Annotated in this window: 9 protein-coding genes; 2 read left to right on the plus strand and 7 right to left on the minus strand. The window is 72.5% G+C overall.

Annotated features, from left to right (window positions below; all coding sequences use genetic code 11):
• Positions 1-75 precede the first annotated feature (75 nt).
• Complete coding sequence (locus LZ495_RS02310; RefSeq protein WP_235050118.1) at positions 76-1,608, plus strand: MFS transporter; 1,533 nt, start codon at positions 76-78, stop codon at positions 1,606-1,608.
• Between the two features lie 57 nt (positions 1,609-1,665).
• On the opposite strand, the gene LZ495_RS02315 is transcribed toward LZ495_RS02310, so the two are convergent.
• From LZ495_RS02315 to LZ495_RS02325, 3 genes are read right to left on the minus strand one after another with little or no spacing between them, the layout of a single operon-like run.
• Positions 1,666-2,469: an ABC transporter ATP-binding protein gene (locus LZ495_RS02315; RefSeq protein ID WP_235050119.1), complete on the minus strand. Its 804-nt coding sequence runs from the start codon at positions 2,467-2,469 to the stop codon at positions 1,666-1,668.
• Entirely contained in the window at positions 2,466-3,512 is a 1,047-nt protein-coding gene (locus LZ495_RS02320; RefSeq protein ID WP_235050120.1) for a FecCD family ABC transporter permease, read from the minus strand. Before LZ495_RS02320 ends, LZ495_RS02315 begins: the two co-directional genes overlap by 4 nt.
• Positions 3,502-4,539: an ABC transporter substrate-binding protein gene (locus LZ495_RS02325; protein WP_235050121.1), complete on the minus strand. Its 1,038-nt coding sequence runs from the start codon at positions 4,537-4,539 to the stop codon at positions 3,502-3,504. The genes LZ495_RS02320 and LZ495_RS02325 overlap by 11 nt, the downstream gene beginning before the upstream one ends.
• 160 nt (positions 4,540-4,699) lie before the next feature.
• Between LZ495_RS02325 and LZ495_RS02330 the strand changes: the two genes are divergently transcribed.
• Entirely contained in the window at positions 4,700-5,941 is a 1,242-nt protein-coding gene (locus LZ495_RS02330) for an MFS transporter (RefSeq protein WP_235050122.1), read from the plus strand.
• Between the two features lie 74 nt (positions 5,942-6,015).
• Here the strand turns inward: LZ495_RS02330 and LZ495_RS02335 are convergent, their stop codons facing one another.
• From LZ495_RS02335 to LZ495_RS02350, 4 genes are all read right to left on the minus strand, one after another.
• Complete coding sequence (locus LZ495_RS02335; RefSeq protein WP_235050123.1) at positions 6,016-6,504, minus strand: nitroreductase/quinone reductase family protein; 489 nt, start codon at positions 6,502-6,504, stop codon at positions 6,016-6,018.
• A gap of 110 nt (positions 6,505-6,614) precedes the next feature.
• The gene (locus LZ495_RS02340; RefSeq protein ID WP_235050124.1) at positions 6,615-10,046 is read right to left on the minus strand and encodes a S8 family peptidase; all 3,432 of its coding nucleotides are present in this window, start codon (positions 10,044-10,046) and stop codon (positions 6,615-6,617) included.
• A gap of 174 nt (positions 10,047-10,220) precedes the next feature.
• The gene (locus LZ495_RS02345; protein WP_235050125.1) at positions 10,221-11,045 is read right to left on the minus strand and encodes an SDR family NAD(P)-dependent oxidoreductase; all 825 of its coding nucleotides are present in this window, start codon (positions 11,043-11,045) and stop codon (positions 10,221-10,223) included.
• A 31-nt stretch (positions 11,046-11,076) separates the two neighbouring features.
• Positions 11,077-12,270, minus strand: coding sequence for an amidohydrolase family protein (locus LZ495_RS02350; RefSeq protein WP_235050126.1), 1,194 nt, complete (start codon positions 12,268-12,270; stop codon positions 11,077-11,079).
• Between the last annotated feature and the right edge of the window lie 6 nt (positions 12,271-12,276).

The raw sequence follows: 12,276 nt of genomic DNA on the forward strand, positions 1-12,276 counted from the left end.
GTCCGGCACCGCACGCGACGGCGGTGCGCCCGCCACCCGCGCCGCATGAACCGCCGCCCAGCGCAAGGGAAAGCCATGACCAGCAGCTCCCCCGTCCCTGCCGCGGCCTCGGGAGCGGACCCCGCCGTCCGGTCCAACAGCGGCTCGTCCGCCGACGCCCTCACCAACTCCCCCAGCGACTCTCCCATCGGCAGCGCCCCCGGCGTCGCCGCCTCCGCTTCCCGCTCCCGCGGCACCTGGCTGATCCTCGTCCTGGCCTGCGCCTGCCAGTTCATGGTCATCCTGGACGCCTCGATCGTGAACGTCGCCCTCCCCTCGGTGCGCAGCGAACTCGGCTTCACTGCAACAGGCTTGGCCTGGGTGGTGAACGGCTACCTGCTGTCCTTCGCGGGCTTCATGCTCGTCGGCGGGCGCGCCGCCGACCTGTTCGGGCACCGCCGCATGCTGGTCGCCGGGCTCGCTGTCTTCTCCGCAGCAAGCCTCGCCGGCGGCCTTGCGGACACGCCCGGACTGCTCGTCGGCGCCCGCATCGTCCAAGGCGTCGGTGCTGCCGTGATGGCCCCGGCGACGCTCGCCGTCCTCAACACCGCCTTCGGCGAAGGGCCGGAGCGCGCCCGGGCGTTCGGTGCCTGGGCGGCCGCGGGCGGGGTCGGCGGGATGGCCGGCGCACTGGCCGGCGGCGCGCTCACCACGGGACTGTCCTGGCGGTGGGTGTTCCTGATCAACGTCCCGATCGGGGCCGTCCTCATCGCAGTCGCCCTGGCCGCGCTCTCCGGTGCGCGCCCCGCGCGCACCTCGTCCCTCGACCTGCTCGGCGCCTCCACCGGCACCGCCGGGCTCGCCGCGCTGATCTGCGGCGTCATGCAGGGCACCGACCACGGCTGGACGTCCGCCTACGTCCTCGCACCGATCGCCGCCGGGCTGCTCCTCCTGGTCGGATTCCTCGCCGTCGAGGCCCGCTTCGCCGCCCGGCCCATGCTCCCCCTGCGGCTCTTCGGCCTGCGCGGGGTGGCCGTCGGCAACGTCATGCTGCTGCTGTTCGGCGGCATCGCCATCGCCATGTGGTACTTCACTTCGCTCTTCCTGCAGAACGTGCTCGGCTACAGCGCGCTGCGCGCCGGCCTCGGCCAGACTCCCGCCGCGGTCGCGTTCATGCTGGTCGCCGGGCGGTCGGCGGCGCTGCTGCCGCGGACCGGCGTACGCCCGCTGGTCCTCTCCGGGGCCGCGTGCTTCGTGGCGGGCTTCGGCTGGCTGTCCTTTGCGGATGCCGGCAGCAGCTATTTCGCGGACATCCTCGGCCCGACACTGCTGATCGCGGCCGGCATCGGGCTCACCTTCCCGACCCTGATGGCCGTGGCGACCGCCGAGGTCCCGGACGGCGACGCCGGGACCGCGGGCGGCCTGGCCAACACCGCGAGCCAGGTCGGCAGTTCCCTCGGCCTTGCCGCCCTCGCCACCGCCGCGGCAGCCCGGGCCGACCGCGAATCCCTCGCCGACACCCCCTCCGCCCTGGCCCTCGGCTACGACCTCGTGTTCCTCGTCGCCGCTGCCCTGGCCCTCGCCATCGCCGCGGCAAGCCTGCTGCTCCCGGGGAAGACGGGCGACTGATCCGCGTCGGCCCCGATCTCGTCGCCCGATCGGGGCCGACGCCATTTCCGGACGCCGTCAGGGCAGCGCGGCCGTCGACGCAGCCGCCGTGTCGGGCCGGGGCAGACTGGCGTACGCCAGCACGGGGCGGCCGGCCCCGTCCATGGTGAATTCGGCTCCCACGCCGAAGACTTCGGCGAGGTTGGCCGGAGTCAGGACGGCTCGGGGCGGGCCGTCGGCGTGCAGGCGGCCGTCGTGGAGCAGGAGCAGGCGCGTGCAGTAGCGGGCGGCGAGGTTCAGGTCGTGCAGGGCGATGACCGCGGTCCGGTCGGCCGCCGACAGGAGTTCCATCAGTTCCAGCTGGTGTCGGATGTCGAGGTGATTGGTCGGCTCGTCGAGCAGGATTGCGTCCGGCTGCTGGGCGAACGCGCGGGCGATGTGGGCGCGTTGGCGCTCGCCGCCGGAGAGGCTGCGCCACGGCCTGCCGGCGAGGCCGGTGAGGCCGACCTGGCCGAGGGCCGCGGCGACGATCGCCCGGTCGGCGGCGTCCGGCCCGCGCCACGGGTCGCGGAACGGGAGGCGGCCGAGGCCGACGACCTCGGCGACCGGCAGGTCGGCGTCCAGCGCGGTGTCCTGCGCCACGAAGGCGACGCGGCGCGCGATCCGGCGGGCCGGCCGGCCTCGTATGCAGGTGCCGTCGTGGCGCACGCGGCCCGCGTCGGGGGTACGCAGTCCGGCCAGGCAGCGCAGGAGTGACGACTTGCCGGAGCCGTTCGGCCCGATCAGGCCGATGGTCTCGCCGGTCCCCACGGACATGCTGACCCCGCGTACCACGGGCGTCCCGCCGACCGCCCAACTCAGCTCCTCCGCTTCGATCTTCACAGGTCACCTCGGCGGCGCAGGACGAGCAGGAACAGCGGGACGCCGAGCAGCGCGGTGAGCACCCCGACCGGCAGCTCGCGCGGCGCGAAGGCGACGCGGGCGAGCGCGTCCGTCCAGACGAGGAACACCGCACCGGCCAGCGCCGCGTGCGGCAGCAGGATCCGGTGGCGGGCGCCGACCACGAAGCGCACGCCGTGCGGGACGATCAGCCCGACGAAGCCGATCGCGCCGACCGTGGCGACCGCCGCCGAGGTGAGCACGGCGGTGACCACGAGCAGGATCATGCGGGTGCGCCGCACGTCGACGCCGAGGGATGCGGCGGTGTCGGTCCCGAAGGCGAGTGCGTCGAGGGCGTTCGCGTGCAGCCAGGCGGCCAGCAGGCCGAGCGGTACGGCGATCGCGCACAGCGCGACGGCGTCCCAGCGCGCGGGGGCCATCGAGCCGAGCAGCCAGTGGGTGAGGGCGCGGGTGGTGTCCGCGTCCGCGGCGGCCATGAGGACCAACGAGGTAAGTGCGGCGCAGAGTTGGCCGACCACGACGCCGGTGAGGACGATGCGGTCCGAGTCCAGTCCGGTGCGGTGCAGGAGTGCGACGAGGAGGCCGAACGACAGGAGCGCGCCCACGAGCGCGCCGCCGGTCACACCGACGGTGCCCGCACCGATGCCCAGGACGACGACCGCGACCGCTCCGGTCGAGGCGCCGGACGACACGCCGAGCAGGTACGGATCGGCGAGGGCGTTGCGGGTGACGGCCTGAAGTACCGTGCCGCAGACGGCCAGTGCGGCGCCGACCAGTGCGGCCATGAGCACGCGCGGCAGGCGCAGGTCCCACACCAGCGAGTCGGCCAGCGGCGGCAGGGGTTCGACGTCCAGGCCGAGCCGGGGTCCGACCACGCGGGCGAGGTCCGTCCAGCTGACGTCGACGGTGCCCAGGCGTACCGCGGCGGCGATCGAGGCGGCCAGCACGGCGGCCCCGAGGGCGAGCGTGCCGCACTGCCGGGCCGACGAGCTGCCCGGCAGTGCGGCGGCGGGGTCAGCCGTCATGGCCGAGCGCCCCCAGGCCGTCGGCGATCAGGCCGAGGGCGTGCACGGACCGTACCGAGGGGTCGAGTTCGATGCCCGGCACCTCGATGATCTTGCTGTCGCGCACCGCGGCGAGCTTGGATACGACCGGGTGTCCGGTCAGCACGGCGCGCTTCTCGGCGGCGCTGTCACCCGGTCGGCCGCGCTCGGAAAGGTCGCCGATCACGATGAAGTCCGGGTCGCGCTTCGCGACTTCCTCCCAAGAGACCTCCGGCCAGTCCTCGGCCACGTCGTCGAACGCGTTCTTGGCACCGACGATCCGGCTCATCTCGCTGGGCAGGCTCGTGCCGCCCGCCACGTACGGCTGGCCGTTGAAGACCGAGTAGAGGTAGAGCACGGTCGGCACCTCGCCGCCGTGGCCGTGCCCGTGCCCGGCGTGTCCGGCGGCCTCGGCGACCGCGGCGCGCTGGTCGCGGGCCAGCTGCCCGGCCCGCTCGCGTACTCCGAAGATCGCGCCGAGCTGCTCGTAGTCGGCGAACAGCAGCTCGAAGGGCGTCTTCCCGGCGCCCTGCTGCGGGCAGTCGACCGCGCTGACGAACGTCGGCACCTTGAGCGCGTCCAGCTCCTCGCGGGTCCCCGCCCGGTCCTTGGTGAACAGGTCGACTGACGAGGCCATCACGAAATCCGGTGTGGCCGCACGCACTTGCTCACTGGTGGCGATCTTCGGGGCGATCACCGGGACGCGGCCGTACGCCTCCGCGTAGGCCGCGGGGATCTTCGTCTTGAGGTTGGCGGTGCCGGCCATGCGGTCCTGCAGCCCGAGCTCCAGGAGCGTCTCGGTCGAGGTCTGGTCCAGGGCGACGGCCCGCCCCGGGGGCCGTTCGACGGTGAACGACCGGCCGCAGCTGTCCATGGCGACGGGCGCCTGGGCACCGGACGCCGGCGCTCCGCCGGCCGCGGAGCCCCCGCGGTCGGGGTCGGCGCAGCCGGTGCCGGCGAGAGCGAGTGCGGCGGCGAGTGCCGTGCCGATGAGGACGGGGTGGCGCATGGAGGGACTCCGGTCCGGAAGAAGGCATGGGTGGACCCCGGCATCCGAGGGGAGCCGGGCAGGCGCTAAATATAATGGTAATCATTTCCAATAACACCCCTGGGGGGCCGCCCGCGCCGAGCGGGCCCGCCCCCGCACCGATCCACCAGGAGCCCTGCCCGTGACCGCCGCACCCCCCGCCTCCACCAGCAAGACAAAACCAAAACAAGGGAGTTCGCTGCTTCGCGATACACCGTTCCGACGCCTGTGGCTGGGCACCACCGCCTCGGGTCTCGCCACCTGGGCGCTGCCGTTCGTCCTCGCGCTGGCCGTGCTGCACCGCGATCTGAGCCCGACCGGACTCGGCCTGGTGCTCGCCGCCCGCACGGCCGGCTTCCTGGCGGCGGTCGCGGTCGGCGGCGTGCTGGCCGACCGGCACTCGCGCCGCGGCGTGGTCCTGGCGGCCGGGCTGGGTGCCGCACTGGGCAGCTTCGTCCTCGCCGCGAGCCTGGGCCGGTCCCTGCTCCTGACCGCCGCCGCGGCCGCGGTCGCCGGCGCCGGCCAGGGCGCCTGCCGCCCGGCCTTCCAGGCGCTGACCGCCGAGACCGTGGCCCCGGAGCACCGGCAACAGGCCAACGCCGCAACGAGTTTCGCGATCCGTACCGCGACACTGACCGGCCCCGCACTCGCCGCCCTGCTGGCCACCCGCCTGGGCACCGAGGCCCTCCTGGCCGGCATCGGCCTGCTGTGGCTGGCGGCCGCACTGGTTCCCGGCCGGGGCGCCGCGCGGACCGAGCCCTCCGACGGCGGTGAACCCTTCACCGCCGCCTTCCTGGACGGCATACGCGAAGCCCGCCGCCACCCCTGGTTCGTCGCCGGGCTCGGCGCACTCGTCACGGTGATCGCACTCGGCTACTCCGCCACCGGCGTGGCACTCCCCCTGGTCACCCGGGACCGGTACGGCAGCGAGTGGGTCCTCGCCGCCGCATTGACCGCGTACACGCTCGGCGCCCTGGCCGGAGCCGTCGCCGCGGCCCGGTGGCGCCCCCGCTCACCCGGCTGGGCGGCCTTCGCAGGCCTGGCCGCCTACGGGTTCGCGCCGCTGAGCCTCGCCCTCCCCGTCCCCGCCGCGGCGGTCTTGGCCGCGTACGCCGTGGCCGGGGTCGGCATCGAACTCTTCAACGTCCCCTGGTTCACCGCCGCGCAACGCGAGGTCGACCCCGGCAAACTGGCCCGGGTCTCCTCGCTCGACTTCCTCGTCTCGTACGGCCTGGCCCCCATCGGCCTCGCCGCCATCGCCCCCGCCATCGACACCTTCGGCGCCACCCCGGTACTGGCCACCTGCGCCGCAGCCTGCTTCCTCGCCCCCACCGCCGCCGCCCTCACCCCGACCTCCCGCCACTTCGGGGCCCCGCCGAAATAGCCGTCGGCCTCCGGACATGCCTGTGGCGCGGCACCAAGCCGGTGCCGCGCCACAAACGGGACTGCGCGAAGAGGTCAGCCGCGCTTGGCGACCAGGTTCGACTCCGGGAGGCGGACCAGCGGGATCCGGCGCTCGCAGCGGGTCTGGTAGTTGTTGTAGTACGCGCGGTCGGCGGTCAGGCCGGCCCAGGTCTCGGTGTAGTCGTCGCCGTCGAGGACCTCGGCGTCGCTCCAGTAGGTGGCGCCCTGGACGCGGACCAGCACGGTCGGGTTGGCGTTCTTGTCGGCGAGGTTGATGAACCACGACGGGTTCTTCTCGGCACCCGCGAACGAGGCGACGACGACACGGTGGCCGTCCTTGTCGACCCAGTACGGCAGCGCGACCTTGTGCACGTTGCCGGTCTTGCGGCCGACCGTCTGGATCAGGACGTGCAGCATCCCGGCGACGTTCCACCACTCATCGTCGTCCGAGCCCTCCATGCCCTTCACGTGCTCCTTGGTGAAGGCCACGATCTCTTCCGGGCTGGGCTCGATGAACTCTTCGTTGCGCTGATCGGTCGACATGCCCGGAGCGTATGCAATCACTGTTTGACTTTGCAATGGATGTGCGGACCGGAACCCGGCCAGGGTTCGGGCACCCCGGCCGGGTCCGAGAAAACCCCAGGTCAGCGGCCTTACGGGGCGACCGCGAGGAGCCGCGTGACGGAGGTCATGATGCGGGTCCCGTCGGGACGGGTCCAGGTGACGCGGAGGGACACGTTCGAGCCGCCCGCGAGCACCGGCAACGGGGCCGCCGGGCCGAACATCGTGGGGATGACCGCCAGCGGTGTCCAGGCGGCACCGTCGTCGACCGACATCTCCAGAGTCAGACTTTGCGGGGCCTCGTAAACGTCGGAGCTCCCGGGCGGCCCGTACCGGGCCATGATCACCCAGGGGCTGCTGCCGGCCGGTGCCCGCGACAGGGTGTCGCGGGGCACGTTGACGAACATGCCCACGGCATCCAGCGGCAGCGGCACCTTGCCGCTGCCGGCCTGCGCGGAGGTGAAGTCCCATTGGGTCCGCACCTTCGTCGACGTGGCCGCGTAGCCGGCACTGCGCTGCGCTTCCACGGTCAAGGTGTACTGCGCCGGGCCGGCCGGCAGGCCCGGGATCGTCCACTTGTTGTTCACGCTGTAGCTCAGCGGTGCGGACGACACCCGCGTCCCGTTGACGTCGAGTGCATACGTCCCGGTCGCAAAGTCGTCCCGGCCGGCCGCATCGCGCCGGTCCGCGAACAGCGACGGCGGCGTGTCCATCGTCATGGTCGTCCCGGTGCGCGAGAAGTTCGCGCGCGGCATGGTCGGCATCATCAGGCCGTGCCGCTCGACCGTGCCCTTGTCGCCGGCCGTGGCGACCGCCCCCTCCGGGTTCCGGAAGACGTCGTGCACCTTGCCGTTCCCGCCGAGGTAGAACTGCGAGTCATGGCTCCACTGCAGAGTCGGGTGCGGCGTGTAGTACTCGTCGATGGCTGCGGGGAACACCGCCTTCGTGCCCACGCCCATGACGGCCTGCAGGCCGTGGAGCTCGTGGGTGACCAGGCCGTACGCCCCGCTGCCCTGCCCCTGGTAGACCGCGCGGTACTTGGCCATGTCCGCCAGCCTGGTGACGCTGTTGGTCACGGACGGGATGCCGCCGCTGTACTCGTGCACAAGCGCAGCCGTGTACGAGGGCGTGTAGGTCTGGTTCGACCGCAGCAACTCATAAGCGGTGTAGCGCAGTCCCGGCATCTGAATGGGCAGCACGAACAGCATGGTCTCGGTCAGGATCGGCCCGGCCGGATCGGCCCGGGCGACCTGCGTGTGGACCGCCTGCCCGGACTGCTCGTAGGTGAGCGCGACCCGCACACCGTCCGACTTGGCGTCCGCCCGGTCGACCTTGTAGCCCACGTGGACCGCTTGGCGCAGGTCCCAGCTCAGTTGCGGGCTCTGGCCGGACGAGACGTTCACCGGAAGCTGTGCGGCGACCGCCTCGACGACACCGTTCTTCCGGTAGCCGATCTCCAACGCCAGGTTGTAGTCGCCGACTTCGACCGGTCCGGACCAGGTCTCCCCGATCGGGCGGAGGATCCGGGTCGGCTTGACCCCGGCCTTGTCGTACAGCGCCAGGTACTGCCACGCGATGTCGGCGCTGCGGCCGGTGAACGTGAGGCTGACGTTCTGTTCCTCGGGCTTGACCACCGCGCCCGCCCGGAACCGCGTCGTGTACGTGCCGGCCGCGTCGGCGAGCGTGACGATTGCGTAGTACGCACCGGCCGGGACACCGTCCGCGTGCGCGGTGACGGGCAGGCCGACGGTCGCGCCGGCCGGCAGCGCCAGGGTGCCCGGCGCGGTGAACACCCCCGCGGGGGCCGGGGATCCGTCCGGTTTCACGGCTTGGATGGTCACGTTCAGGGTGGTGCTCTGGCCGGTGAAGTTCTTGATCTGCGCCTGCTGGGTGTCGGCCTGGCCGGCCGGGTGGGGGTAGGCGAGCGTGCTGTGGGTCTCGCCGAGCGCACCGAGCTTCCGGGCATTCGCGTCCGGGGCCGAGACGAGTCCCATGCCCTGGTCGTCCAGCCGCAGCGCCGGATTGGGCCGTCCCGAGGAGGCCAGCGCGGACCGGATGTCGGTACCGGTCCAGGACGGGTGCGCCTGCATGAGCAGTGCGGCAGCTCCGGACACATGCGGGGTGGCCATCGAGGTGCCGGACTTGGTCGTGTAGGCGCCGGACCCGCCTGGGGTGCCCGCCGCGCGGGCGGCCAGGATGTCCACGCCGGGGGCGGTGATGTCGGGCTTGGTGGCGATGGACCCCGGTATCGGACCGCGTGAGGAGAACGGCGCGATGTTCCCGTCCGCGTCCACGGCGCCGACGGTGAGCGCGGTGCGGGCGCTGCCCGGCGAGCGGACCGTCTGGGCGCCCGCCCCGTCGTTGCCCGCGGCGATCACGAACAGCACGCCGCGCGTGGTCGAGTAGTGGTCGACGATGGCTTCCATGGCGTCGACCTCGGGCGTGTCCAGGGCCCCCAGGCTGAGGCTGACGATCTTGGCGCCGACCTCCTCCACCGCCCAGGTGATGCCGTCGACGATGTCCGTCGAATCGCCCCGGCCTTGGTCGTCGAGGACCTTGCCGATGGCCAGCCGGGCTCCGGGAGCGACCCCCTTGTACTGACCTCCGGAAGCCGTGCCGGTGCCGACTGCGGTGGACGCCACGTGCGTGCCGTGGCCTTCGCCGTCCACGGCGTTGCCCTTGCCGGTGAAGTCGCGGCTCGCCGCGACCTTGCCCTGCAGGTCGGGATGGCCGGCGTCGATGCCGGTGTCGAGCACGGCGATGGTGACACCGGTGCCGTCGTACCCGGCCTGCCACAGCTGAGGGGCGCCGATCTGCGCGGTGCTCTGGTCCAACGTCTGGACGGCCTGGACCTTGGCGTCGATCGACAACCGCTGCACACCGTTGCCCGACAGCTTGGCGGTCCGCTTCCCGGACTCCCCCGGTGCGCCGACGAGTTGCCGCCAGACGTCCGCGGCCTTGGCCTTCGGCACCCGGGCTGCATCAACGCCGATCGACGCGTATGCAGCGGACGCGACCGCGCCAGGCGGCACCGCCTTCCGCTTCTTGTCCTCGCGCTTTGCCAGCACCGGGAGTTCGCCGCTCGCGCTGTCCTGGTATCCCCATGAGAGCAGCAGGGTGACGTCGAAGAACCGCGGGTCCACCCGCCCGGCCGCGATCAGTTCGGCGGCATCGGCGGGGACGACGTGGACGTCCCCCGAGGAGTCCAGGACCGTGGAGTACGGGATCTGCTCGCGCCCCGGGGCCGGCTGCAGGGTTGCCGACTGGCGACCGGTCCCGTCGGAGGAGACCACGGCGACGTCGCCGGTGACGAGGGTGATGCGGTCGGCGGAGACGGGCTCGGTGACCGGCGGCGGCGCGGTGCCGTCCGGAACTCCCCTGCCGCCAGGAGTCGGTGCGTCCGCGGCCAGGTGCGCAGGCAGCTGGGGTGCCTGCGTTCCTGCAGCGGATGCGGAGTCTGCGGCCTGTGCGGTCGGGAAGGCCTGCGGGGACACCAGGGCAAAACCGAGGACCGCCGCGATCACGGCGGTCCTCGGAGGTGTTCCGGGTATTCGGGTACGGCGCCTTCGGGGCGCCAAACGTTCAGTCATGCGCGAATAAGTAGGCCTACTGCCACCAGAGTTCAATGCTCGGGCAGCAAGCAGCACATGTTCGGCACAACCGGCCGCGGGTGTTCCGGTTGAGCTCGCCGAGCGTGGTCAGGCGGGTACGGATCCGTCCAGATTCCGTACCGTCAGGCCGAGTTCGGCGATGAGGTCGAGACTGACACGGATGCCGCCGGTCATGTCCGCAGGGCAGTCGCACAGGGCGAGCGTGCCCTCGACCATCTCCTCCATGGATTCGATCTGGTCGTCGCTCACGATGTGCCCGACCAGTTCGCGGGCGCCCTCGCTCATGACCGCGGCGCGGGGCTCGACGGTGTTGACGCGGACGCCGGTGCCGTGGAGCTGCGCGCCGAGGCCGTTGGTGACCTTGTTGAGCGCGGCCTTGGAGGAGCCGTAGATGGTGATGTCGGTGCCGGTGCCGCCGAGCGTGAAGGGCGGGCCGTCCCACAGCTTGGCGCTGGCGCTGGAGAGGTTGACGATCCAGCCCTCGCCGCGCTCGCGCATGCCGGGGATGACGGTCTGGGCCAGGTGCAGCGGCGCGATGACGTTGACCTCGTAGTGCAGCCGGGCCCGGCGCAGCGGGTAGTCGAGCAGCGGCGCGTAGACGCCCATCGCGGCGTTGTTGACCAGGATGTCGAGCGGTCCGCCGAGTTGCGCCTCGGCGTCGGGGACGATGCGGTCGCGGTCCGCCTCGTCGGTGAGGTCGGCGCCGATGAGTGCCACCTTGCCGCCGTACGCCGCGAGCCGGGCGCCGACCTCGGCGAGGGTGCCGGGGAGCTTGGACGCGGTGTCGAGGCTGCGGGCGGTAATGGCGACGTCCGCGCCTTCCGCGGCGAGGCGTTCGGCCAGGGCCGCGCCGATGCCGCGGCTGGCGCCGGTGACCAGTGCGCGGCGCCCGGCGAACCGCTTGTCGGACATGGGTACTCCGTAACTATGGGGTGAGGGGGCGTCAGGCGCGGGTGAAGGCCGGGCTGTTGCTGTCCGCGGGGATCTCGGCGAGCGGTTCGGCGATCTCCGCCACGGTCGGTCCGCAGGCGGCCGCGTAGCCGTCCAGGACGGCCAAGTCGAAGCCGTAGACCTCGGCGGCGTTGCCGGCCAGCATGCGGCGCAGGTCCGCGGGGTCCACGCCGGCGAAGGAGCGGCGCAGCGACTCGCGGGTGTAGGGGTAGGTGCCTTCGTCGTGCGGGTAGTCGCTGCCCCACAGGAAGCGGTCGACGCCGATGCCGAAGCGCGCCTCGGCCTCGACCGGGCTGGGGAAGCTGACCCCGACCCAGACGTTGCGGGCGAAGTACTCGCTGGGCTTGAGCGGCAGCCGGTCGTCGTCGCCGTACTTGAGCTCGCCGATGCGGCCCGAGGACATCTGGTCGTGGTAGGCGTCCAGTTGCGTGAGCAGCGGCGGGATCCAGGACGCGCCCTGCTCGGTGATGACGAACTTGAGCCGCGGGAAGCGCTCGAACGCGCCGGAGACCAGCATGTGGGTGAGCGGGCGGCGGAAGAACGTGGCGGCCTCGGCGATCCACAGGAACTTCGCGGCCGGGTACGGCCCGTAGTCCGGCGACCCGGAGCCGCCGTGGTTCACGACGACCAGGCCGAGGTCCTGGCAGACCGCCCAGAGCGGGTCCCAGTCGGGGGCGTAGAGGGGGATGATGCCCTCGGCGTCCGGCGGGGTGGTGGGGATGAGGATGCCGGAAAGGCCGTTCTCCTTGGCCCACTTGGCCTCGGCGACAGCGTCGTCGACGTTGTTGAGGAAGACTTGGGCGAGGCCGGCGCGGCGGTGCTTGTTCGGGCCGCCGCACCACTCGGCGAGCCAGCGGTTGTGCGCGCGGATGCCGGCCAGGCGACGGGCGTACGAGCGGGCCGTGGGCGGGCGGGCGATCAGCTGGCCGGTCGGGAAGAACGGCGGGACGGTGTTCGGGAAGACGACCTCGGCGACGATGCCGTCGGCTTCCATCTCGGCGATGCGGCGGGCGTCGTCCCAGTTGCGGGTGCGGCCGTCGTCCTGGAGGTCGCGGAACGGGTTGCGGTACTTGTCCCGCCAGGCGTCGAACTCCTCGTGCCACGCGCTGTCGAGGTAGCGGCGGTAGGTCTCCATGTTCGCGCCGGCGTGGCCGTCGGCGGAGATGATGGTGTAGCGGTCGCTCATCGCACG

Source organism: Yinghuangia soli (assembly GCF_021502675.1).
Lineage (GTDB): Bacteria > Actinomycetota > Actinomycetes > Streptomycetales > Streptomycetaceae > Yinghuangia > Yinghuangia soli.